The sequence below is a fragment of the Bacillus sp. H1a genome, from assembly GCF_000633475.1.
In the GTDB taxonomy this organism is placed as follows: domain Bacteria; phylum Bacillota; class Bacilli; order Bacillales; family Bacillaceae_G; genus Bacillus_A; species Bacillus_A paramycoides.
This window is the reverse complement of the sequence record NZ_AYMH01000041.1, coordinates 96356-122210: the sequence shown is the minus strand read 5'-3', so window position 1 is coordinate 122210 and position 25855 is coordinate 96356. Positions and strand designations below refer to the sequence as shown.

The 25855-nt window shown below is 34.0% G+C and carries 19 protein-coding genes and 5 pseudogenes; 17 read left to right on the top strand and 7 right to left on the bottom strand.

Going from position 1 to position 25855, the window contains the following annotated elements; genetic code table 11:
* Window positions 1-588: IS4 family transposase (locus U860_RS0118835; protein ID WP_029953034.1), on the bottom strand; the 588-nt coding region annotated here is incomplete at its 3' end.
* Between the two features lie 806 nt (window positions 589-1394).
* Between U860_RS0118835 and U860_RS0118830 the strand changes: the two genes are divergently transcribed.
* Window positions 1395-2180 carry an enoyl-CoA hydratase-related protein gene (locus U860_RS0118830; RefSeq protein WP_025149724.1) on the top strand — a complete coding sequence of 262 codons (786 nt, stop codon included), beginning with the start codon at window positions 1395-1397 and terminating at the stop codon, window positions 2178-2180.
* A gap of 115 nt (window positions 2181-2295) precedes the next feature.
* Here U860_RS0118830 and U860_RS31765 read toward each other — a convergent pair.
* Window positions 2296-2555, bottom strand: a pseudogene (locus U860_RS31765) (IS4 family transposase); the annotation flags it as partial.
* Between the two features lie 132 nt (window positions 2556-2687).
* Here U860_RS31765 and U860_RS33750 point away from each other — a divergent pair.
* Window positions 2688-2861, top strand: a pseudogene (locus U860_RS33750) (IS6 family transposase); the annotation flags it as partial.
* A gap of 40 nt (window positions 2862-2901) precedes the next feature.
* On the opposite strand, the gene U860_RS0118820 reads toward U860_RS33750, so the two are convergent.
* Both U860_RS0118820 and U860_RS36885 read right to left on the bottom strand, forming a co-directional pair.
* Window positions 2902-4737, bottom strand: a complete 1836-nt coding sequence (locus tag U860_RS0118820) for an acyltransferase family protein (RefSeq protein ID WP_025149723.1) — start codon at window positions 4735-4737, stop codon at window positions 2902-2904.
* Between the two features lie 366 nt (window positions 4738-5103).
* Entirely contained in the window at window positions 5104-5232 is a 129-nt protein-coding gene (locus U860_RS36885; RefSeq protein WP_275887060.1) for a hypothetical protein, read from the bottom strand.
* Window positions 5233-5537: 305 nt separating this feature from the next.
* Here U860_RS36885 and U860_RS31755 point away from each other — a divergent pair.
* The 10 genes and pseudogenes from U860_RS31755 to U860_RS31750 all read left to right on the top strand — a co-directional run.
* Window positions 5538-5930: pseudogene (locus tag U860_RS31755) on the top strand (aminoglycoside 6-adenylyltransferase); the annotation flags it as partial.
* A gap of 260 nt (window positions 5931-6190) precedes the next feature.
* A complete protein-coding gene (gene tnpA, locus U860_RS0118805) occupies window positions 6191-6592 on the top strand; it encodes an IS200/IS605 family transposase (protein WP_025149721.1) in 402 nt (133 codons plus the stop codon).
* Window positions 6593-6597: 5 nt separating this feature from the next.
* Entirely contained in the window at window positions 6598-7677 is a 1080-nt protein-coding gene (locus U860_RS0118800; protein WP_025149720.1) for an RNA-guided endonuclease TnpB family protein, read from the top strand.
* 126 nt (window positions 7678-7803) lie between these two features.
* Window positions 7804-7914: pseudogene (locus U860_RS36555) on the top strand (class I SAM-dependent methyltransferase); the annotation flags it as partial.
* A 184-nt stretch (window positions 7915-8098) separates the two neighbouring features.
* Complete coding sequence (locus tag U860_RS0118795) at window positions 8099-8452, top strand: metalloregulator ArsR/SmtB family transcription factor (protein WP_002175213.1); 354 nt, start codon at window positions 8099-8101, stop codon at window positions 8450-8452.
* Window position 8453: 1 nt separating this feature from the next.
* Window positions 8454-8894, top strand: coding sequence for a hypothetical protein (locus U860_RS0118790; protein ID WP_025149719.1), 441 nt, complete (start codon window positions 8454-8456; stop codon window positions 8892-8894).
* Between the two features lie 118 nt (window positions 8895-9012).
* On the top strand, window positions 9013-10776 hold the full coding sequence (gene sulP, locus U860_RS0118785) for a sulfate permease (protein WP_025149718.1): 1764 nt from the start codon (window positions 9013-9015) through the stop codon (window positions 10774-10776).
* Window positions 10777-10964: 188 nt separating this feature from the next.
* Window positions 10965-11204 carry a D-alanine--poly(phosphoribitol) ligase subunit DltC gene (gene dltC, locus U860_RS0118780; protein WP_002175210.1) on the top strand — a complete coding sequence of 80 codons (240 nt, stop codon included), beginning with the start codon at window positions 10965-10967 and terminating at the stop codon, window positions 11202-11204.
* Between the two features lie 137 nt (window positions 11205-11341).
* Entirely contained in the window at window positions 11342-11683 is a 342-nt protein-coding gene (locus U860_RS0118775) for a zinc ribbon domain-containing protein YjdM (RefSeq protein WP_025149717.1), read from the top strand.
* A 143-nt stretch (window positions 11684-11826) separates the two neighbouring features.
* Window positions 11827-12707 (top strand): annotated as a pseudogene (locus tag U860_RS31750) (ATP-binding protein); the annotation flags it as partial.
* Between the two features lie 566 nt (window positions 12708-13273).
* Here U860_RS31750 and U860_RS0118765 read toward each other — a convergent pair.
* Window positions 13274-14587 carry a condensation domain-containing protein gene (locus U860_RS0118765; RefSeq protein WP_025149716.1) on the bottom strand — a complete coding sequence of 438 codons (1314 nt, stop codon included), beginning with the start codon at window positions 14585-14587 and terminating at the stop codon, window positions 13274-13276.
* A gap of 484 nt (window positions 14588-15071) precedes the next feature.
* Here U860_RS0118765 and colA point away from each other — a divergent pair, with 484 nt between their 5' ends.
* Both colA and hfq read left to right on the top strand, forming a co-directional pair.
* Window positions 15072-17954, top strand: a complete 2883-nt coding sequence (colA, locus tag U860_RS0118760) for a collagenase ColA (RefSeq protein ID WP_025149715.1) — start codon at window positions 15072-15074, stop codon at window positions 17952-17954.
* 208 nt (window positions 17955-18162) lie between these two features.
* Entirely contained in the window at window positions 18163-18351 is a 189-nt protein-coding gene (hfq, locus tag U860_RS0118755; protein ID WP_025149714.1) for an RNA chaperone Hfq, read from the top strand.
* Window positions 18352-18470: 119 nt separating this feature from the next.
* Here the strand turns inward: hfq and U860_RS0118750 are convergent, their stop codons facing one another.
* The gene (locus U860_RS0118750; protein ID WP_025149713.1) at window positions 18471-19343 is read right to left on the bottom strand and encodes a cation diffusion facilitator family transporter; all 873 of its coding nucleotides are present in this window, start codon (window positions 19341-19343) and stop codon (window positions 18471-18473) included.
* A 532-nt stretch (window positions 19344-19875) separates the two neighbouring features.
* Between U860_RS0118750 and U860_RS0118745 the strand changes: the two genes are divergently transcribed.
* The gene (locus U860_RS0118745) at window positions 19876-21228 is read left to right on the top strand and encodes a patatin-like phospholipase family protein (protein WP_025149712.1); all 1353 of its coding nucleotides are present in this window, start codon (window positions 19876-19878) and stop codon (window positions 21226-21228) included.
* Between the two features lie 148 nt (window positions 21229-21376).
* A complete protein-coding gene (locus U860_RS0118740) occupies window positions 21377-21820 on the top strand; it encodes a hypothetical protein (RefSeq protein WP_025149711.1) in 444 nt (147 codons plus the stop codon).
* Between the two features lie 729 nt (window positions 21821-22549).
* Here U860_RS0118740 and U860_RS0118735 read toward each other — a convergent pair.
* Window positions 22550-23383: a peptidoglycan-binding protein gene (locus U860_RS0118735; RefSeq protein WP_025149710.1), complete on the bottom strand. Its 834-nt coding sequence runs from the start codon at window positions 23381-23383 to the stop codon at window positions 22550-22552.
* Window positions 23384-24044: 661 nt separating this feature from the next.
* Between U860_RS0118735 and U860_RS0118730 the strand changes: the two genes are divergently transcribed.
* On the top strand, window positions 24045-25823 hold the full coding sequence (locus U860_RS0118730; RefSeq protein WP_025149709.1) for a peptidoglycan-binding protein: 1779 nt from the start codon (window positions 24045-24047) through the stop codon (window positions 25821-25823).
* The last annotated feature ends 32 nt before the right edge of the window (window positions 25824-25855 follow it).

Sequence of the window (25855 nt, the reverse complement as noted above, 5' to 3'; positions counted from 1 at the left end):
AATATATAGTTCATTCTTTTGCGCCATACCTGTTCGAGTCGCACCATACGCCTGATCACTTCGTTTTCCTGGTTCAATTTTCACATCAGAAAATTCTCCACTCAACAAGTCATACTCTAGTTGAATTTTTACACCAGCTTTATGACTACATCCTCCGGCACCAGGATAAGTAGATGCAAATCGATCCGGCACTTGAAATGTTGTAGAATCAAGGATAAGAATACGCTCAAAATAGGCAGAAAGAGCATGAGAAATCTTAGATAATCCCCAAATTTTAGCCTGTAGAAGTGTAGTGAATACAGTTCGAAAGAAGGCTAGAGAAGCCGAGTTAAATCGCCGATTAAGTCCCTCAGGACTTAATAAAATTCCTGTTGAAGTTTCTAATTGACTACAAAGTTGAGTAAGAGAGGTAGTAGCGATTTGTTGATTTAACCATACACACAAAGATAAAAAATGGTGCCCATGGCACTTACGTTTTCTTTTCATTCCGCCTGCTTCTATAGCTAATTGATTAAGTGTAGCGGGAGACATATAGCGATATAACTCTTCGGCAAATAAAGACAACTCTTGTTTTTGATGCATATTCATAAAAAGCACGTCACCCTTTCTCATTAACATAAGAGAATAGTAACGTGCTTTTAACTTCAAGAATAGTCTAAATCCTTAAGTTGATGGATGTGTGGCGGTACCCCTATATCGGGTCGCTGTTGTGCATTTGTTCAGTCATAAGTTTAGTAACGGCTATGTTTTTGTAGCATATAAGATCAAAAATGCTATACAGGAGATGTATAGCATTTTTGAATTATGTCGGCTAATAAGGATGACGGAAAAATGAAATTTATCATTTGGGGTTTCTTTCTAATTTAAAGGGAGGTTAGTTTTTAATATGATTATCAAATTATTAATCTAATTAGATAATCATATTAAAAAACTATGTGGAATAAAAAGTTAGATAAATTTTAACTTGATGGGTATGAGTCTGTACCCTAAAAAAAGATGCGATGTTTAGAAGAAAGGCGCGACATTTTAAAAGAAATTTGCGAAGTTTTATCCCCTTAAGTATTTTTTCCTAAAGAGGATTTTTATGTCCGAAGAAGAACATTTTATATTGAAAAGCGGTTTAAGGAGGGCTGCGGGATAGGTTCTGTGTCTGAATATTAGTCGTGGTTAAAAATGCAAGATGTTTCGCCACAAGAACATTCTACGGGATTAAATTGATGAATAAAAAACTTTTTTTGAGTTGTGCAGTATATTCCAAATATAATCTCACTTATGAACGAGCAATCAGTCGGTGATGACATCTCAGTAAAAAATCCTCTCTTAATGTTATAAAAAGAAGCGATAGAAATTAGTAGCCTTTTGTGTCGGCACACTAAACTATTGGAGGGATTAAAATGTTAAACAAAAGTGTCGTCCTCTACACTGAGGAAAATGGTATTGCAAGAATTACATTAAACAGACCGGAAGCACTAAATGCGTTAAACCGAGATGTTCTTGAGCAACTTTCTTCCGTCTTGGACAGGGTTAAAACTAATTCAAGTGTAAAAGCATTGATAATTATCGGTGCTGGAGAAAAGGCATTTTCCGCAGGTGCTGACATTCAGTTTCTCAATAAAGCCACTCCACTAGAAGTACGGGATTTAGCTCAGTTGGCTGTTATGGTTACTCATAAAATCGAGTCATTAGGAAAAGTGGTTGTTGCTGCCATCAACGGATTTGCACTAGGAGGTGGACTTGAGTTAGCTGAATCCTGTACGATCCGTATTTGCGCTAATCATGCTAGATTAGGACATCCTGAAGTCCGTATTGGAGCTGTTGCCGGATTTGGAGGGACTACGAGATTACCCAGACTTATAGGTAAGGGGCGTGCTACAGAACTGTTGCTCACTGGAAGCGTGATAAGCGCAGACGAAGCTTATAGAATAGGACTGGTTAATAGGACTGTTGAGCCTGATAAATTATTATCAGAGACAGAAGCGCTCATCCAAGAAATTCTATCTCAGGCTCCTATCGCAGTAAAAATGACTTGGGAGGCAATTCATCGGGGAGGTAATTTAACTTTAGAAGAGTCCGCACGTCTTGGAGCAGATTATTTTGGTTTGATAGCGTCCACAGAGGACTTCAGAGAAGGTACTAAATCATTTTTAGAAAAGACCCAACCATTATTTAAAGAAAGATAGTTAATCGAACCAATCATTTTGGGTTAAACTCTTTATTTGTAAAAAAATGAAAATTTTTTTGCGAAATCCTGTATTTGCATGGGGTAAAATAGCTTATTTTTATCAATCTTTTTTATCGTTGATTCAGTCCCTCAGGACTGATGAGTACAGTACTGCTGTTGATGCTTCTAAACGGCTAAATAACTGAGCTAAAGAAGTCATTGCTACATTTTGACTCACCCATATACATAAAGCGACTAAATCTTTTGATTGGTACTTACTGGTTCTTTGTACAAAACTAACATCTCTAGCAAGATCTTGTAAGGTATTTGGAAATAAAAAACTTTGAATCTCTTGAGCAAATAGTTGTAATTCGTCAGGCACAGAAATAGACATAAAAAACGCTATCCTTTCCTATGATTCTACAGAAAGAATAGCGTTGTTCTTATTATGTATATACAAATTTACCTCAATTTGATAGCGATGAGATGCTATCCCTATTAGTATTTAATGTATCTAGAAACCCTTATTAAAAAACGTATACGCTCTATGTTGGGATTTAAATCATACAAAACATCAGCTTCTATATTGAGTGGTGTTGAAGCCATGCATATGCTCAAAAAAGAACAAATTGATTTGCAGGACCAGTCTGTCCAAAATCAGAATATTTTTATCAACCAGCTGTTTGGATTAACTGCTTAACAGGTGATTCCGTTAGGAATCCTTGATTCTTTTTTATTTATCATTTTTTTGCACCAGAACCATTCACCGCTTTGGCTACAAGTGCTGCATATGCTTCTGCACCTACTTTGGTTAAATGCACACCATCAGGTGCAAAGTAGTCTCTCTTTCCAGCACTTGCTGCATACCAATCAACTAGAGTTATATTAGGATATTTAGATGTTGTCACTTTCAATCTCTCATTCACAATTGATTCCCACGGACGTGGTACCCTCGTATTAATAAATATTATTTTACGTTCATTCCCAATTAAATTTATTAATGATACAAGTTGCTCCGTAGTAAAGGCTCCATTTGTACCTAATCCAATAATGACATAGTTTCCTAAATTCCCGTCATTCTTTAACTGTTCAACTACAGGAATCGCTTTTGACAGCTGGCGACCAATTTGTGCATCAATCCTAATATCAGGAAAAGCATTTTTTAAATACGGAGTAATATCAACCATAACGGAATCGCCTATCGCTGTAACGGTGAGAGAATTTTTAGTTTGCTCAGAATTTACTTCTTTTGATTCTTCTTGTTTTTGGGGCGTCTCTGCCTCTTGGGCTGGATCATCCCAAACTGCAACTGGATGTTTCGCCGGTTGTGTTTGTTCTGCCTCCACCTTATCTAGTTGAGGATTCTCCTTAGCCTTACTAGCATTTGATAACCCAAAGACGGCTATCGACGAAACGAATACTGCACAAATTAAAGCTAACTTAACACCTAAAGCGACATTTTGAAGTCTTAAATTCTTAAACTGAATATTTCGGAGCGCACCTTGTCGGATTGGTTTTTCAATATACTTCCATGAAATTTGCGCAATCATTATAATCAGAAGAAATTGAAGAATTGCTCTTATTGGTGAAAAATCTCCAGCATTTACTTTTGGAGTCGTCAATGTAAGAATTGGATAATGCCAAAGGTAAATGCCATACGACCTTACCCCTATCCAACGTAAAGGTTTAAATCGTAAAAATTGAGCGATACGGCTAGCTGGATGAGCAAGATTTGCCACTAACAATGCTGTTGCAATTGATAAAAGAACCATTCCTCCCTTGTATAGAAACGGATCATATTGATTCGTCTTCCAAAACATAGCCAAAATAATAATAAGAGCAGTTCCTCCCACCACATCAAGAATGAGACGCGCCTTCGGAATAATTTTATTTGCAAGCCTATTGCTTGGCCAAAGTAAGGCAAGTGCCGCTCCAATAAGTAAAGAAAAGGCCCTCGTATCTGTGCCATAATAAATTCTGCTAGGATCAGCTCCAGGTTCATACAAAATTGCCATCGCTAAAGCTGAAGCAGCAGCTCCCAGACAAATCAATAAAATCATACGGGATTGTTTTTTTATGTAGTAAAATCCTAAACTAATGATAAATGGCCAGACCACATAGAATTGTTCCTCAACTGCTAACGACCAAAAATGATTCAATGGAGAAAGCTGGTTAAAATTATCAAAGTACGATAATTTATGATAAATATACCACCAGTTACTAACATAAAATAACGCCGCTAATGAATCTCCACGCATTTTTTCAAGTAAAGAGCTATGAAAAATCGTAATCCATGCCAACGTTATAACGAGCATAACAATCATTCCTGGAAGCAATCTCCTTGCCCTACTAAGCCAGAATTTCTTCAAATCAATTCTCTTATTTCTCTTCCACTCCATCGCTAGAATATCTGTAATTAAATAACCTGAGAGTACAAAAAATACAGTAACCCCTAAAAATCCTCCAGGCATCCAATTAAAATTAATATGATACAAAATAACACCTAGTATAGCTAGACCCCTTAGACTATCCAATCCAACCATATAACGACTATTTTTTTTGATAGGTTTAGTCACCTACTATCACCTCTGTTTCTTGGAAATTAGGTTAATAATAGCGGTATAAAATGCTATTAATTTCCTAAAATCGTATAAACTATTACAAACATCATTTGGGAAGGCTCTTTTTTTATAATTACATGCACAGTAACTAATACTTTATCACGTTATCTGGTTCTGTTGTGAAATTTTTTAAACCAGGTGTTTTTGCTCATCCCCCCGAAAAAGGGGAATATGCTTAATTAATTAAAAAGTTATATGCTGTGTATCAAAAAGTACACCTTTTGATAAGTTTTTACAGACGTATCAAGGACTGACATTGTGAATATGATCTATAACGCATATGTAAAAGGTTTTCTAAAAAGAAACGTTATAAAAAAAGGTTCACTCATTAAGAGCAGGCTCTCTTTTTTCCCTCACCCAGCCTACTTTATTTAAAACTTTGGCTGCTTCTGTAAACGTTGGTGCATAGGTAGAAAATAATGATACTATAAGTCCCATGACTTTCTTCATACTCGCATCTCCTCATCAATCCATCAAAAAACCTTTTAATTATATATTAAGTTTTAATACTATTGAAATAATGAAAAAGGATATGCATAATTACATATTTCTCTTATTGATAGAATGTACCCTATTGAAAAGAAAGCCTTTCCTTGATATTATTAGTCTCTTTGTTGGCTTGATAGCGATAGGGTCCCGCCAACAAAACACGAATTTCGTACGATAAGGAATTTTTTATTAAAAAAACTTAGTTTTTCCGTACGTTAAGAAGGTTCCATAAGCGGTATTTAATTTCTGGTAGGATACTTTGTTTCATGTTATTTGAGGATGGAATAGAATTGATTTAATTTAATGCTTATTACTATTGAGGAAAAAAATGAGTATTGTTCTGAAGATGGATTAACAATTATTTTGTTAGATAAAGATGAAAAAATGCCTACACTAGATGAGCCAACAGATGAAGAATATTGGGTTAAAAAACCATCCGCTGTCTTTTGGCTGATTGTTGAAATGAACTTTGGTGGATTTCGACTAATGTAGCTAAAGGGTTATGGAGAGAAGAAATACTTTACGCTTATGAACACTTAAATAGTGTAAGAGAAATGCTATTAACAATGCTTGAATGGAAAATTGGCATAGAAACCAATTTTTCATTGAGTGTAGGGAAAAACAGTAAGTACCTAGAGCGCTATGTTAATAAGGACATATGAGAAAGTTTATTGAAGACGTACCCTAATGGAGAGTATAAACAAGTATGGAATTCCCTTTTATAAAGAAAGAAGAATTACAGCCCTTCCCGAACAAGAAAGCCCATTGCCTTTAGGCATGGGATGAAAGTGAGGTTGGATACGGAGTGCTACTAAATAACCGCAAGGTTTGTGGCACTTTAGGTATCAAAAGTGTGGGTATCCTTTATTTTTTTACCTTTCATGTATCAGTTTTTCAATCAAACTGATACATTGTAAGCATGATAAATGATTATAGAAAAACCAAAACAACCGTTTCATTAATTAATTACCATTTTGTGTTTTGCCCACGATACAGAAGAAAGATTTTTCTTAACGCAAAAGTAGAAGAACGTTTCAAAGCGTTGGTACAAGAGCTATGTAACGAACTAGATATTGTTATTATTGCAATGGAATGTGACAAAGACCATGTTCACTTGTTCTTAAATGCACTACCAACACTTAGCCCTGCTGATATTATGGCGAAAATTAAAGGAGTGACGTCGAAGCGTTTAAGAGAAGAGTTTTCTCATCTCACGCATTTGCCAAGTCTGTGGACACGTTCCTATTTTATTTCTACTGCTGGGAATGTATCAAGTGAAACAATACAACATTATGTTGAAAGTCAAAAAACGAGGGGGTGAAACTTGTGACACAAACCATCACGGTCAAAGTTAAATTGCTTCCGACAAAAGAACAAATTAGGCTATTGGAACAAAGTAGTTCAGATTATATTAAACTCATTAATACACTGGTATCTGAAATGGTTGAAGCGAAGAAAAGCACGAAGAAAAGCACAAAGGATATTGAAGCAAACCTTCCAAGTGCGGTTAAAAATCAAGCGATTAAAGATGCGAAAAGTGTATTTTCTACAAAAGTGAAAAAGAGTAAATACAAAATTGTTCCGATTCTAAAAAGACCTGTTTGCGTGTGGAATAACCAAAACTATTCATTTGACTTCACGCACATTTTAATACCCTTTATGGTAAATGGAAGGTCAACTCGGTTAAAGATTCGTGCTTTATTAACCGACAAATACAATCGCAATTTTGAATTGTTGAAACACAAGTTAGGTACACTTCGTATCACAAAGAAATCTACTAAATGGATCGCTCAAATATCTGTCACAATCCCTACAAACGAAAAAATGGGAACAAAGATTTTAGGAGTGGACTTAGGTCTCAAAGCTCCCGCGGTGGCCATCACAGACGATGATAAGGTTCGTTTCTTCGGAAATGGTAGACAAAACAAATATATGAAACGTAAGTTTCGTAGTATTCGCAAGAAGTTAGGAGAAGCTAAGAAATTGAATGCCCTTCGGCAACTTGATGATAAAGAACAAAGATGGATGCAAGACCAAGACCACAAAGTGAGTCGTGAAATCGTTGATTTCGCAACGAATAATAATATCTCTGTCATTCGATTAGAGCAACTAACGAACATTAGACAGACGGCACGAACAAGCCGCAAAAACGAAAAAAATCTACACACTTGGTCATTCTTTCGTCTAGCGCAATTCATCGAGTACAAAGCGATATTAGTTGGTATAAAGACTGAATATGTGAATCCTTCTTATACAAGTCAAACATGTCCGAAGTGTTCTGAAAAGAACAAAGCACAAGATAGAAAATATAAGTGCCAATGTGGATTTGAGAAGCATCGTGATATCGTTGGGGCGATGAACATTCGCTACGCAACTGTGATTGATGGTAATATTCAATCAGCCTAAGAACCTATATGGTCTGTCTTAGGAGGGGTGATGGCACACCCTTATCTTGAAGGCTGTTCAAAACAGAAATGAACTGCGAACGGTTAGTCATTCAAGAATCCCATCCGTTACACCGTAAGGTGTAGGACTTGCGGCTTTAGCCGTGGGAGTGTCAAATGCTCCGCTAATTATGTTTACAAAAATCAGCCATCGAATGCAGGTCAAATTGTTACTTTTGAAGCTGTCCGAAAGCAATAAATATAAGGGAGCTGTTGTCCTATAGTGACAACAGCTCTTTTTTTGTTTCTGGTTCTCGTTTAACGTTTCAAAATTTGTATTGAAAATTGTAAGTTCTAGAAGTATCATATACATATTCAAACATTTGAAGATGTATATGATACTTTTGGAGTTTTAGTTAAAAATAAATACTAGAGGTGTTTTAATGGGAACCGAAATGCAACAATTTAAAGCTGATTTTTTTAAAGCCTTATCGCATCCTTTACGAATAGGTATTTTAGAAGTTTTGTCAGAAGGTGAAAAAAGTGTAAATGAAATTCAAAGCATTCTTAATAAGGAAGGTTCAGCTGTTTCTCAACAGTTAAGTGTGCTACGTGCTAAAAATATTGTTGTTGGCACCAAAGATGGAAAACGAGTTTTATATTCTCTTCGGGATCCTATGATTATGAATTTATTGGTAGTTGCACGGAAAATTTTTAACAATCATTTAATCGATACGATTTCAATGCTAGAAGAGCTAGATGAAACAGAAGGCGAAACGATAGTTAAGGAGGGGTAGGTTGAGCATTGAAGTTAAGAAGGAAGATATCATCCAACATGGGATTGAGATATTTCGCTCAATAGGAGCTCATCACGTTTGTAATATTTGTATTAACAGTGGGAATTCTTGTTGTTTTTCATGCCAGCATTTACAAGATGGAGTTGGGTGTCAAAAAAGAAATACAGCTTGTACAGCTTGGTTATGTGGAATTCAAGGTTTTTTATTGGATCAAATAGGATTATTGGATGAATGGAATCGTTTTTGGATTGAAATTCCAGGAAAGATGTTTCGTAGAGATATAACTCCAGATAATGTAAGGATTACATCGTTTATAGATACGAAGAAGCTAGATAGTCGAGCTGGGGAACTTCTAGCGGAAAGATTGGAATCCTACTTACAACAAGGTGGAGATATAGGTGAATTAGAGCGTCATTTAAGCAAAACGTATAGTAAATATTAGGATGGTGTTTTCTTTTGTGAAAATGAAAACTTTTGTGAAAATGAAAATCTCCTGTACAAGGGAACGAGAAATGCATTTGTAATCCAGATTTATTAAAAATAGAAAAGAAGGGTTTGTAATGAGAGGGTTATTTACGGGAAGGTTTGAAGGATATTCATTGGGTCATTTTCAAAAGGATCTTCTTTCAGGAATGATTGTTGGAGTTGTTGCGATTCCACTTGCTATGTCTTTTGCAATAGCCTCTGGTGTTAAACCGGAGTATGGAATTTATACAACATGTATTGCCGGGATACTCATTTCGCTATTTGGTGGTTCAAAGTATCAAATTGGAGGACCTACAGGTGCCTTTGTTCCAATTCTTTTAGGAATTGTCATTACCTATGGATATGAAGATTTACTACTTGCTGGTTTATTAGCTGGAATTATTTTATGTCTTATGGGAATTTTTAAACTAGGGTCTTTAATTAAGTTTATTCCACGTCCTGTAACAATTGGCTTTACGTCAGGAATTGCTATCATTATCTTTACGGGACAAATTGCTAGTTTTTTAGGGCTAACAGGTATAAAAAAGCATGAGGAATTTATAGCAAATTTGCAGGAAATCTTTACTCATATCAGTACTACCAATTTTTACAGTGTTATAACTGCTTTGATTTGTTTTCTTGTCATACTCATAACACCAAAGATTTTGCCAAAAGTACCAGGTTCATTAGTAGGTGTTGTGATTTCAACTATAATTGCAACTGTATTTTTCTCAGGTCATGTACCTACTATAGGTACAGCATATGGCACGATTCCCAATACACTTCCGCAGTTTGATATACCAGAAATCACGGTAGAGCGTATAAAACAGTTAATTGGCCCTGCATTTGTCATTGCCATGTTGGGTGGTATTGAATCTCTTTTATCCGCTGTCGTGGCAGACGGTATGACAAATAGTAAACACAACAGTAACAAAGAGCTTATTGGTCAGGGAATTGCCAATATTGTTACACCATTATTTGGAGGTATTCCGGCAACTGGAGCAATTGCCCGCACAGCAACCAATATTAAGAGTGGAGCTGTATCTCCGATGTCGGGTGTTATTCATGGAGGATTTGTGTTATTCACGCTTCTACTGTTAGCTCCATATGCTTCACATATTCCGCTTGCTAGTATGGCCCCTATTTTAATGGTGGTAGCTTGGAATATGAGCGAACAAAAACATTTTATTCACATACTTAAAATGAAGACAGGGGATTCCCTTGTATTACTTGTAACATTCCTGCTGACTGTATTTACAAGTTTGACAACAGCTGTGGAAATCGGACTTATTTTAGCTGTTATTTTATTTACAAAACGTATGAGCAACATGCTTGTTATATCTAAAGTGCTTCCAGATCACACAAGAAAGAACGAAAAATTGTTACCACATGTGGTAAATAAAGCTCACGATTGTCCACAAATAAGTATTTACACAATAGAAGGGCCATTATTCTTTGGGGCTGCTCAAACATTCGAACAAAACATTCTAGCGACCATTCATTATAAACCCGAAGTTTTAATTTTACGTATGGGAAAAGTTCCTTTTATTGATACAACAGGAGAATCCTATTTTAGAAATATTGTTCAGCATTTTAAAAAGCAAGGTGGCGTACTTCTTGTTTCAGGAATTCAATCAGAGCTAAAAACAACTCTAGATAAGAATGGATTATACGCTGAGATTGGGGAAGAAAACTTTTTTGATCATACAGGGGAAGCGATCAACTGTGCTTTAAGACATTTGAATACGAAAAAATGTATAGGATGTAAGCACTTCGCTTTTCATGAATGTACGGAGCTTGCTCAGCAATCTCAGGGAATGAATACAATAAAGAATAAAGAAAATGCATTAGATTATTAAAAAAATTAATGTACAGTAATCACATATGTTCCGGGGAAAAACTATCTGTTATATCTTAATAACTATTATACAAAGACTAGGAATAATTAAGTAATAATGATGGTGCAGATTCTTTTAAATGATGTGCTAAAAAATAGAAGACTATGAAGAATTTTATTATAAATCATGGATATAGAGGAGAATAAATAATGTCTGAATTTAAAAATCAAGTATTAAATGTGCTAGAAGAAGTATGTGAAAATGATATCGTAAAAGAGAACCTAGATGTGCAATTATTTGAAGAAGGAATTCTAGATTCTTTTGCTACAGTATCTTTATTAGTAGAATTTCAAGAACGTTTAAACATCGAAGTGTCTATTTCTGACTTTGACCGTGATGAATGGGCAACTCCGAACATGATTATTAAGAAATTGAAAGATATGCGATAAAAATAGGTTCTTAAAACATATATAAGGGCAGCTTCATAAATTTTAACTTTAAAATTGCTATTCTTATGAAATTATAAAAAGAAATTTTTAAAAGGCTATATAAAGAATGAATAATAACAAGTGGAGGAATATAAAATATGTCTAATTTACCTAATTGTCCAAAATGTAATTCAGAGTACACTTACGAAGATGGAAATTTTTTTGTTTGCCCAGAATGTGCCCATGAGTGGACTTTAGAATCAGAAACTGAAAATAGTGAAGATACAAAGGTAATTAAAGATGCGAATGGAAATATCTTAAACGATGGCGATTCTGTAACAGTGATCAAAGATCTTAAAGTAAAAGGAACTTCATCAGTGGTAAAAATCGGTACAAAAGTGAAGAGTATCCGTTTAGTTGATGGAGACCATGATATTGATTGTAAAATTGATGGTTTTGGAGCTATGAAATTAAAATCTGAATTTGTTAAAAAGGTTTAAATGTGAGGTTCGTGTAACAGAACTAACTTGATCTAATTGTTTAAGGTCAATGAATGTACAACACTTTTAAGGCAGTAGAAGTTAACCATTTTTTATAATAGAAAGACCTCATTCAAAGATACTTATCAAAGATGAGGTCTTTTTATTTTTTCTTTTTAACAAAACCATACCTAAAGTATTTTGATGAAATTTCAAACGGGATTGATCATCTCGCTAATGGTAATTTTACAAAAAAGGTACATATTTCATCAAATGATGAGTTTGGTGATATTTTGCAGAAAGTAGTAAAGATCAGCTCGTTGTTAACTTAGCACATGATTTAAGAACGCCATTAACATCTGTTTTAGGGTATTTAGATTTAATTCTTAAAGAGGAGAATTTAACGAGGGAACAGGTAAAACGTTTTTCTACGATTGCATTTACGAAATCGCAGCGACTTGAAAGTTTAATTGATGAGTTATTTGAAATTACGCGAATGAATTATGGCATGCTAAAGTTAGATAAAAAAACAATTAATATAAGTGAATTGCTTATCCAGCTAGATGAGGAATTGTATCCACTATTGGAGAAGCATCATTTAGAAGCTAGATTGAATGTTGATTCTCATTTATATATTAACGGTGACGGGAATTTGTTGACTCGAGTATTTGAAAATCTTTTAACAAATGCGGTTCGATACGGAAATAACGGACAATTTGTTGATATGAACGGGTACATTGATCATGGGCAGGTTATCGTACAAATTATTAATTACGGAGATAGTATTCCAGAAGAAGATTTACCTTATCTTTTTGATATGCTTTATACATGTGATAAAGCAAGAACGGAGCAACAGGGTGGTACAGGTCTTGGATTATTTATTGCAAAAAACATCGTCGAACAGCATAATGGGACGATTTCTGTTGAAAGTAATGTAACAAGAACAATATTTGAAGTGAGATTGCCAAAAAAGAAAGTTCACAAATTTAATCTTCACCCCACTTTTTATTTAATTAGTTTTTTCTCTATCCTATATGTATGTTAGATTAATGAGAAACTAGAAATGAAGAAGTGGGTCTTTTTATATTGTACACATCAAATAATAGAGGTACAGAACCATTTCTATCCAGTTAAGATAAATTTGTATCCACATAAACAAAAAATGCTATTCTTTTTGTAGAAATATACAGAAAGGATGGTATTTTTGTATGAATCTATTGATGCAAGATGAGTGTAATTCAAACTTACAGCGATATCTATCTCTGTAAGTTTGAATTACAGTTTGATCAGAATTATTTCTCCTACTTTGGTTTAGCAACAAACCAAAAGACTCCATTTTGAAAAAAAGATTGGTTAGTTTCGTCTATACAATCCCTTACAGAAAGGTGGACGCAAACACCATAGAAAACAGCCTTTGATATCTTAGACTTTGAATACAACTTTTCCATGTCCTACAATCATGTAGCGTAATCTAAAAATTGAAACCTGATAGGGTTTATTTGGTATGCAAATCTATAATGAGATTACACTGGAACCTTAGAAAAAAGAAATGCCTCACGTAAAATTAAACTTATATAAACTTAACCTGTTGGGTGTGGGGTGATACTCCTATTACAAGTATGATAGTTGATTGACCACATTTTCTAAAAATTGCTCTACTTTTTCTTTTGATGTATCAGGCGTATGATAACCAATCGTAAATGTAAGTCTTCCATTATAAGAGCTTGCCCCCATTGTAAAGAATGGGGAATACATAATAGGTGATGTCATATACCCGTCATCGGCTAGAACTTCACCAAACTTAATAGGTTCATCTGCTATCACCCCTAAATTTGTAAGTAACGGCAACGCCATCCCCATTTGTAAAGCCTGTTCGTATTGCTTTTTATACATTTCTTTCACCTCAGATAGCTTTAGACCTGCCAGTAACTCCATTCCTGCGGCTGAAGAGAGACCTGGATTTTGAGATTTTATTTTATCCATTGATTGTTTGACTCGAACTAGAGTCTGATTAAATGATTCATTATCTTCCATTTTAATCACTGGCATTTCCATACCGGATAAATTGCAAATAGCACCAGTTGTATGATTGGGAAGATATCGGCGTAAATCAATTGTTATACCGATCATTTTTTCTGCAGTGCGAGGTTCTGCATACACAGTGAAATGTGATAAAGATCGGAAGTATGCAGCCATAATGACATCATTCAAGGTGGCCTGTTGTGCTTTTGTCCATTGGGTTAGACGTAGAGTTTGCTCATGGCTCAACCGCCGTACGGACATTTTTGGGTATGCATTTTCGTTCGGTTGACATGGAAAAGACCATAACGATGCTTGTTGTTCTTGGCTAGGACGATACGCACTTTTTACGTCTGATATTCCAGCATAGTTGAAAACAGGTGATTGATCGCGAAAACTCTCATTCCCCGTGCCAAATTCCTTTATAATTTGATCCTTAGAATACCCCTGGGACAGTTGAGTATATATTGCTCCAAGTAAACTAAGATATTCCTTGACTCCTGCACCATCTGAACAAAGATGTGATAATTTAACAACTAAAATATTTATTGTAGTGCCTTGTAATAATTTTGTTTGAACCATTGGCCCCTGAATATAATCTCCAGGTTCCTTAATAAAATCTATTGCCATCATTTCAAGTTCTTGATCGTTTCCTTCTGCAAAAAAACAAGTCATTGATTTAGTACTAGATGAATGTTCCTCCCAGTAAGGAATATCACTTTCTACAAAACGGCTGTTCAAAACTGGCTGTAATTGTAACGTTATCCTTACTGATTGTTCAAGCATTTCCTTTGATATACCTATAGGAAAATAAAGAACGGCGTTAATTTGTTGATTTGCAGAATAAAGACCTAGTATATAATTCATTCGATCTTGAGGTGTTACTGGATACTTTCTTTGTTCCATAATTTCTCCCTCCTAATTAAGACTATTTTTGGTTTTAATCTTGTTCCTCATATGGTTGTAACTCTTCTTCAAGGGCTAATAATGCTTCGTTTTCAATTTTTTTAGTTTGTCACTTATGAAGGCATCTTTTTCGTACTGGTTCTATGCTTTAATTGCTATTAACATTCCTTAGAGTTTTTTAAAGAATTAACCAAACATTTAGTTGTTTTGTTTTATTATACATAAACATTCTATGATAACGTTTGTTTAAAATCAACAAAAATAAATAAATCATTTTTATCTTTTTTCGACATTTATCTCCCACCTATTTGCTGGCGCTATCACACCTTCACACAAATTGAGGAAGGAATCTTCTATAATATCTTATTTAATATTTATTTATACAGAAATACATGTAATATAATATGGAATAATACATTTTATAATACTTTATTAAGATAAAATGTTATATTTTTGGGTGGAATATATAAATGGAGGAAATGTTATGAACAAGAATTTAAAATTTACTCAAATGATAATTGGTATTAGTACGATGGCATTATCATTTGGAAGTATTCAAACACAAGTATCAGCAGAAGAAAAAGCACCCTATAATATGTTACAGATGAAACCAATTGGGACAGAAACTTTAAAAGATGAAATTGCACATGCTACAAAAGCGGATGAAACATTGACTTTTGAAGAACGTTTAAAAGTAGGCGATTTTTCACAACGACCTACTCTGGTTATGAAGCATGATGAAAGTCAAGTAAAGCAAAACTACACTCTGGCAGAACTGAATAAAATGCCTGATAGCGAATTCATTGATACGCTATCGAGAATTTCTTGGAATCAAATTACTGATTTATTCCAATTTAATCAAGATACGAAAGCTTTCTATCAAAATAAAGAACGCATGAACGTTATCATTAATGAATTAGGACAACGAGGAAGAACCTTTACGAAAGAGGACTCAAAGGGAATTGAAACATTTGTTGAAATATTACGTTCTGCTTTTTATGTGGGATATTATAATAATGAAATAAGTTACTTAAAAGAGAGAAGCTTCCATGATAAATGTTTACCATCATTAAAAGCAATTGCAAAAAATCCAAACTTTACATTAGGTACAGCTGAGCAAGATAGAGTAGTAGTTGCGTATGGAAAATTAATTAGTAATGCTTCTAGTGATGTTGAAACAGTACAGTATGCGGCAAATATTTTAAAACAGTATAATGATAACCTTTCTACGCACGCTAATGATTATGCGAAAGAACAAGCTGTATATGAAATCGTAAAAGGGATTGATTATGATATACAGTCTTATTTGCAGGAGACGAATAAAAAGCCTAATGCAACAATGTGGTATGGAAAGATTGATAACTTTATAAATGAGGTTAGTAGAATTGCTCTCATACAGAATATAACAACTGAAAATAGTTGGCTAATTAATAATGGTATTTATTATGCAGGACGTTTAGGGAAATTTCATAGTAATCCAAACAAAGGATTGGAAGTTCTTACACAAGCGATGAGCATGTATCCTCGTCTAAGTGGACCTTATTTTGTAGCGGTAGAGCAAATTAAAACAAACTATGGTGGAAAAGATTATAGTGGAAATGCAATAGATTTACAAAAAACGCGTGAAGTAGGGAAACAACAATACTTACCTAAAACATATACATTTGATGATGGATCTATTGTCTTTAAGACAGGTGATAAAGTAACAGAAGAAAAAATTAAAAGGTTATATTGGGCAGCCAAAGAAGTAAAAGCACAATATCACCGTGTAATTGGAAATGATAAAGCACTAGAACCAGGTAACGCAGATGATGTACTGACAATTGTAATTTATAATAATCCGGATGAATATCAATTAAATAGACAGTTATATGGATATGAAACGAACAACGGTGGGATTTATATTGAAGAGAAGGGGACTTTCTTTACATATGAGCGTACGCCAAAGCAGAGTATTTATAGTCTAGAAGAGTTATTCCGTCACGAATTCACACATTATTTACAAGGAAGGTACGAGGTTCCTGGTTTATTTGGGAGCGGAGAACTGTATCAAAATGAACGATTAACTTGGTTCCAAGAAGGGAATGCAGAATTTTTTGCAGGATCTACACGTACAAATAATGTTGTGCCACGTAAAAGTATTATAAGTGGCTTATCATCTAATCCAGCAAGCCGTTATACAGCAAAGCAAACTTTGTTCGCAAAATATGGATCATGGGATTTTTATAATTATTCCTTTGCACTACAGTCTTATTTATATAATCATCAATTTGAAACCTTTGATAAGATTCAGGATTTAATCCGTGCAAACGATGTGAAAAATTATGACGCGTATCGTGAATCATTAAGTAAAGATGCACAGTTGAATACAGAATATCAGACGTATATGCAGCAGTTGATTGATAATCAAGATAAATACAATGTACCGCAAGTAACAAATGATTATTTAATACAACACGCACCAAAGCCATTAGCTGAATTGAAGAAAGAAATTGTAGATGTAGCAAATATAAAAGATGCAAAAATTACAAAACATGAGTCGCAATTCTTTAACACATTTACGGTGGAAGGCACGTACACAGGTGGTACATCAAAAGGTGAGTCTGAAGATTGGAAAACGATGAGTAAACAAGTAAATCAAACTTTGGAGCAGTTATCCCAAAAAGGGTGGAGCGGCTATAAAACAGTTACAGCCTATTTTGTTAACTATCGTGTGAATGCGGCCAATCAGTTTGAATATGATATTGTTTTCCATGGTGTTGCGACAGAGGAAAAAGAAAAAACAACTACTATAGTAAATATGAATGGACCATACAGCGGGATAGTAAATGAAGAAATTCAATTCCATAGTGATGGTACAGAAAGTGAAAGCGGAAAAATTATTTCTTATCTATGGAACTTTGGAGATGGGACAACAAGTACAGAAGCCAATCCTGCCCATGTATATGGAGAAAAAGGAATATATACTGTGGAACTAACAGTGAAAGATAGTAGAGGAAAAGAAAGTAAAGAACAAGCAAAAGTTACTGTAAAACAAGATCCGCAAACAGGTGGATCCCTTGAAGAGGAGAAGGTACTCCCGTTTAATACGCTTGTAAAAGGAAATCTGATTACTCCTGATCAAACAGATGTTTATACATTTGATGTTACAGTTCCGAAAGAAGTAGATATTTCTGTGATAAATGAACAAAATATTGGGATGACATGGGTACTTTATCATGAATCAGACATGCAAAATTATGTAGCTTGTGGTGAAGATGAAGGAAATGCTATAAAGGGAAAATACGCAGCGAAACCAGGGAAGTATTATTTGAATGTGTATAAATTTGATGATAAAAATGGTGAATATTCATTATTAGTAAAATAAATTCATTTCTAATATGTATATAACGGTTTTAGGGATAAACATAAGACCTTTATTTTCAAAATCATAAAATTGGATTCATATATATGAAAGATTAGAGCCCTCCTTCTTGTAGGAGGGTTTTACTTATTAGTTTTTCAAGTAATAATCACTTTAATCCAATGATATTAATATTTAAAATATGGTACGATTTAAACGGGGAGGGAAATATATGAAAATGATACAGGAAGATATGTATAAAGAACTAATAGATACGGAAAGAATGGTTACTATATTTTTGAAAAGTGGTGTCCCGATACGAGGACAAATACTTTCAATGGATACATACTCTGTTCTTGTAATGGCCCATAATAAACAACAATTAATTTACAAACAAGCTATTTCTACTATTATAGTCTAGAGTTTAAGAAGATAGTTAAAGCTATAAAAAAAATTTCATTTTAATAGAAAGTGGGAAGGTGATAAGCCTATAAGCGTTCTTTTTTCTAATTACTTTAAAAATTTCAATGGTTTTTCAAGTTAATATATTAAAATTTCATGTTCTGGTTCTAAATGTATTAGTATGTGAGCACGATCAAATTGTTTCTTAATATTTTGCTCTATCCGATCGCATAACTCATGTGCTGTTTCAATGTTATCGTGAGATGAAACGACAAGATGAAAATCTATGTATTCAGTTGGCCCTGAACGCCTTGAACGAAAATCATGAAACTCAATATATTCATCTTTATAAGATTCTATAATTTTTATGATTTTTTGTTCTTCTTCTTCTGGTAATAAACACGCATCAATTAATGGGGGAAAGGACTCTTTCATTAATTTGAAGGCTTCAGTCATAATATAAACAGCTAAAATAATTCCAATGATTGGGTCTAGAAAACTCCATTCAGTTAGACTAACTAGAAATAAGCTAATTGCAACACCTAAGGAAGTGTAAACATCAGTGAGTAAATGTAGTGCATTAGATTTCATTGCAATAGAATTTGTTTTTTCAGCAGTTTTGTTAACCATTCGTGATACTACAAAATTGATGAGTGCTCCAATCAACATAACAACTATTCCTAAAAATGGGAGTCGAATTGGTTCGGGGTGTATCAATTTAAGGACACATTCATAAATAATCCAAAAACCAGCTATGAAAATTAGTAATGTTTCGATTGTTCCAGAAATATTTTCTACTTTTCCATGTCCATAGGGATGTAATTTATCCGCTGGTTTATTTGAAATTCGGACAGAAAAGAAAGCGATGATTGAAGCTAATAAGTCTAAAGAGGAATGAATGGCTTCGGAAAGAATAGCTACTGAACCAGTAAATATACCAATAACAACTTTTAAAATAACAACAAAAGAGTTACTTAATACTGGCAAAAAAGCTACTTTTGATGAATTCATTGTTACATATTCCCCCCCTACCGTTTATTAGTTCTTTTTTATGTTATCAGTTCAAAATACAGTGAGTCTATAGCAATCTTTTTGTAAAAGACAATAAAAATTGAAGCGGTTTCAATATGTTTTCCTTGGGCATATTTAATTATTAATCGAAAAATTGAAATATAAGTTAGGGGTCTCGACACATTGCTATCAAGCTAAGCTCATACAACGTCAATTATAGTAGAGGTTGTTTCTTTTTCTCAGGGCTATGTGAGGGAATTTAATGATTTGCATCCGAAATAAACCCTAACGGGTTTTATTTTTTTGAATTAAGCCCGTCCCCTTGATTTAATCGTAATGTTGATTCTCGAAACAGATTCAAAGTTTACGTTTCCGAAAAAAAGCAGACTTATCCCTTGATGACTGGTATGCGTTTTGAAGGTGAAGTTTTCTTAGCACTTTTCCAATAAATACAACGCACTGCATACTTGCTCCTACAGTTGGAGATTATTTCAAATGTACAGATTTGAGTAATGAAAGAAGGGAATTCGTTTTGAATAAAAAACTGAAATTAGCATTTTCCGGTGGTGGATTTCGGGCTTCATTCTATGCGCTAGGGGGGTATAAACGGCTAGTTGAATGTAAGTTAGACAAACATGTATCCAGTATCAGTTCTGTTTCCGGAGGTAGTATCACTGCTGCAGCTATTATGCTTGCCTTATATAAAGGCGGTGAATTTCGAAATGTAATGGATTTTGAAGAGCGTGTGATTACTCCCTTAGTTAAATTAGGACAAATCGATCTTCGTACAAAATTGATTACAAATTCTTTTACAAAACAAGTTTTATCTTTGAAATCTCTTCGGGAGAAATGTAGTCATGCACTTCCGACATTACTTGATGAATACCTTTGTGAAGGAGTCCGAATGGAGGAATTAAAAAACCTTCCGATCACCTGGTATTGTAATACAACTTGTTTAGATACAATGCGAATGTTTTATTTTTCAAATGATCATATGTATGGTACATATATAGGACAAACAAGTCATATCGATGACATTTCCGTTTCTTATGCTGTGGCTACTTCAGCAGCTTTTCCGTTATTATTTGCTCCCATTTCCTTATCAGTAGCAGATCGAATCTTTAGCGACCCAGAAAATCGCATGCAAGGAAGTTCATTAAAAAAATATGACACCCTTTGGTTTTCAGACGGAGGCGTTTTCGATAATATTGGAACTGAACCATTGATACTATCAGATCAAGAAGTATCCGATAATACTAAACATAGCTATCCTCATCTGGCAAAGCATAGAAAAGAACCTATGAAATTCATTCCCAAAAATCCCGATGAGATATACTTGGTGTTAGATGCCTCTGCCGCTGAAAAAGAGTGGAAAGAAAATGAAAAACCAACACATCTTGAATTAAACAAACGCATTTTGGATACATCTAATAGTCAAATTGTAATATTAAGAAGAAAAATGCTACGTAATCTAGATCCTGATACGTATCCAGGCTTACAACTCATTCTTAGCAAGCCTATTCAAACTTTATTAGATCCAAACAACAATCCTTTTTATACTGACAATGTTTCCATACCAGACTACCATTTTTATTCACCTCCTTCAGATCAAGAAAATATCGAAAAATTATTAGCGGGACTTCGCACAGATTTAGACGGTTTCCATGATAGTGAAATTCAAACATTAATACGGGCAGGTGAAATTCGAATGGACATTGCCCTACGGATGTTACTACCAGATTATATGAAGAGTTTAAAGAACATATCAATTCCTACATTCGGATTGGAAAATATAAAACAACTTTCAGATATACTACGGGCAGGCGGTAAACATCAATTAACTGGCAGCCTTTTTCAAAAACTTCATGATATGAAGGAATCTTGAGAGAAGATTGACTTGGATTATATTTAAAATATGATAGCCTCGCTATCTGTGTAAAAGAGTTTATATGATTTTTTTATACTAATAAATTTTGTGTATCTGTAAACAATATAGAAAGTAAACATTTATCTAAACTATGGAGGGAATCATTATGGCTGAACAATTACAACGACATCCACATTTCGGAAATACATTAGCAGATCATTTTATGGAGCATCATCGAAATCCACTTTCATTCCACGCTCCAATCGTACATGTTAAAGCAACAATTAAATTAGTTGAAGAAGATGATTCTAATGCAGAAGGTGGAACACATCAGCATTTTTTAATTAATAATATTCAAGTTATTGAGATAGAAGGTGCACCAAAATCTCTAGTAGAAGATGAAGCTTTTTGTGCCATTCGCTATGGGGATAAATTAGGCTTAAAAAATCCAATTCCAGACTTAAAAGAAGGGAAAGAAATCGAATTGCAAGGAGAGTATGTTGATAAAACACATGCAGAAGTAGGAATTGGTAATCCAGGAGATCCAGTCATACACTTTACGCATCATCCAGTAGGATTTGTAAATTATAATGGTAAACATTACGAATAGGTATTTAGTTGGCTCCTCATAAACGGTGAGATTTTATTTTTACTAAATTACATATGAAAGGTGCATCCCGAATTACTATGGCTATTTTCTTTCTTGAAAAATCGCATAATGGAACAAGGTCTTGCACTCTACATTTACTTTTTCAGTGAATCATTCCTATTTAAAATGCTAGTAGCTGTAAGTATGGAATCGAAAATTTACTTTTAAATTCTTCACCTAGCAAACGTAATTGTGTAATATTAGTAAGCTTAGACATAAGATGTGCTATCCTTCATGCAATATGAATAGAAGGATGGCACATTTAGTTAATTTCCTTAGCTTGATGGGCATGGGATACCGCCACATACCCATCAAGCTAACATTTTGAAGTGCCCCCAAAACGAAAATTTCACCCTTTCATATGTGTCCATGAGAATTCAGGTCATTTTTTTCGTTTTGGGGAACATTTAATTTCTTAAGTTGATAACGATGTGACGCTACCCCTAAAAGATATTACTATATCAATCCTAGTATTTTTCTTAAGCGGTATTAGTGTTTACTCTATATTTCAGATTGTTTTTGTCTGGAGTTTTTCGTTTGGATTAGCTAGGGATGGTATAGTTGGATTTTCTGATAATAAATATATAATTGGTCGTTCACCTTTTAGAATGAACAATTAAAGCATCCGGGCGGATGCTCTTTTCTTTGTGAATAGAAGAAATTTTGATGTGATTTAAGTTTCATGAAAAGCTATATATCTAAAATAGGAGGCTTAATACCGTTAAGCAGATCCCAAGTACTTAATCCAAAAGAATATTCGAAATGCGGATAATCAACTATGCTAGTAAAATGCCCACCCCAATTTAAACTAAGTTTCTCTCCTATATACCCCATTTGCTTGAATTTTTTGATGTTCCCCCAAGGTATAGAGTTATTTTCGTAAGGTGCAGCATCAAAGGCTAATCCCCAATTGTGATATGATTCCCCGCCTCGAGCGTTTGTAACCTTTTTACCCGGTTTCCATCTTCCTAAAGAAAATAACCAGTCTTGTTCACTCCAGCTCCTAAACACTGAATATATTCGAACATCTAAACCATTAGCCTTTGTTAATTCAAGAAACTCTTTAGCCAACATCTCCACATATGGGTGCAAGGAGTGTAAGTGATTAGAGCTAGTATAAAATTCAGATTGAGAATTGGGATTAAATAATTTGTGGCGTGTTCTAGGTGTAATATCTCCAGAAGGGTATAAATTTTGCTCTTTTTGGAATTCTTGTGTGGCTTGGGTAGTTGATACACCGAATATTCCATCAAGTTGTCCAAAATAAATCCCTTTAGATTGTAGTCTTTTTTGTATTAATATTACGTTCTCAAACAATGATTTCCAAGTGTTAACTTCTACTATTCCATTTGGATTTAATTTAGTTTTTTCTTGAAAAATTTTTGTACATTTATTTGTTTTTTCATCAAAAAAACCGGTAATAGCAAGTTTTTCGTAGTTTACTCCCAAACCGCTTAAATTTAATTGGAGAACTGTTACATAATAGCCTGTAGAACCAAATTTAATAGTGGGTAAATTCTCCATATTCCCCCCCTTGATTTTAGAATGCTGTTACTTATTATAGTTGATTTGAACTTTAATATGACTGGTACTAATCGTAAAAGAATAAAATCATTTCTATTAAAATTACAATTAGAAATTGCTCCCTAAAAGAAATAGTGGTCAATATTTTCTGCTGTATTTACATGGCTTGCAAAAATTAAACTTTTTTTGATTATTTTTGTCATAAAATGAAAGCTACTTTATTTAATAGTTGTAAGTAGTTTTTGGTTATTTTTTAAATATAGATTTTAAAGGAGTAATTCACAAAAAGTCTTTTATAAATTAACTTAAATTTTTAATTCATAACTTTCTTTGTAATAGGCATGTATAGATTTGAATTACATAAAATTATCTTTGTAAATAAGGTTATTTAACTTTTATAGTATGCAGCAAAAGTATAACAATATTAACCTTTTGGATTGAAGGGATATTTCGGATAGATTAGCAGAAGATGGTGAGGTATTAATAGAGCTGTCCATACGTACTTTTTGAGAATTCTCGAGAATCTTTAGAGAAAATAGGCAATTATATGATTTCAAAAAAATAGAATTGAGCATAATATCTTGGATAAAGGGCCTTTTTCTATTTTGTTTAAATACGAGAGTTTTATTATAAATAGGATTTATAGAGAGGAGAGATAACTTTGTATAATTCTCATCCATATTTTTCAGGGAGTTCTAAACCACCAAATTCTATAGCAAGAGTGAGTGATGAAGGGCAGGAAGCTTTTTATCGGCAACCAAGTGGCAAAATATTTGCAAAAATATATGAAAAAGACACAGAAAGACCGATTAAGGGTGTCAAAGTATCAATTTATAAAATGACAAATGACGGGCGTATTTTAGCTTCCCGACAAAGTGATGGTATTATTTTATATACGAATGAATTCGGTGAAACTGATACAGTTGCATTGCCTACGCCCCCTAAAGAGAATGCGACCGATCCTTTAGGTTCTAAACCGTATTCAGAATATGCAATTTCCATTGAAGCTGCAGGTTATGCACCTGTAGTACTGCGTGGTACACAAATTTTTGAAGATGTTACTGCTATTCAAAAAATGGAACTTATACCCATTAGCGGGGCGGAAGGACGGGATTCTGTTGAAATAATTGATATTCCGGAACATACATTAATCGGACAATATCCCCAACAAGAATCCCAACAGGAACAACAAAAAGAACTTGAGGCACAACAAGAGACAAGAGAAGATAGCGATAAGGATATTGTAATACCTGAATTTATTATCGTTCATGATGGTCATCCCAATGCACCCGCACGAAATTATAAGATGAGATTTAAAGATTATATAAAAAACGTGCTTGCTTCCGAGGTTTATCCGACTTGGAAAAAAGAAGCGTTGTTAGCCAATGCTCTCTGCATAATGACTTTTACATTAAACCGTATTTATGTAAACCCTTATAAAGGGAAAGGGTTCACCATCACAAGTAGTACACAGTTTGATCAACAGTATACTCATGGGAGAAATACTTTTGAACATACTGATGATGCGGTGGATGAGGTTTTTAAGCAATATCTTGCAAAGCATGGAGAAAATACACCGTTTTTTACGCAATATCGTGATGGTAAAAAACAAACGTGCCTATTTGCAAAACGACCAGGCATGCTATATCAATGGGGAACATTCTGCCTAGCAGAAAAAGGAATGAATTATTTGGATATTTTAAAATATTATTATAAAGACATTGAAATCCGTTTAGCTGAATTTATACAAGTTATTAAATCATTCCCGGGAAAAAATTTAAAGGAAGGAGATCAAAATACTGCTGTTGAAACCATTCAAAAATACTTATTCCATATAAGAATAAGATATACAGATATTCCTGAAGTAAGAGTAAACGGTACGTTCAATTCAAGTACAGCAAATGCAGTTAAAGCTTTTCAAAGACAGTTCCAAATTCCTGAAAATGGGGTTGTCGATGAGGTAACTTGGAATAAAATGAATGATATATATGTGTATGTTACAAATCTCCCTGGTATTTATCCTATTTTGCAGAATGGTAGTCAAGGAGAAATTGTAAGGAAATTACAAAATTTATTGAAGGATTATGGTTTTTACGAAGGTCAATTAGATGGATTTTTTGGACTTGGAACTGAAACATCAGTGAAAGAATTTCAGAAGATAAAAAGTTTTACTGTTACAGGAGTAGTGCGTAAAGAACTATGGATAATCCTTGAAGCGATACAATATACTATGGGAACTTCCCGAACATCTTTAACTAGTAATTCAATTCCACAGCACACTAATACAGGACTAAATATTAATACAAAAGCGCCTTCTCAAAATCAAAATCAAAATCCATTGTCTATTTATCCTTCTTCCATGACAAATATGACAAATTCGTCCGTTTATCAGCAGACACAATCATTCTACAATAATAATAGATATTATCCATTTTCTTAATTAGTGAATGATTTAAAAGCAACAAGGAGTAA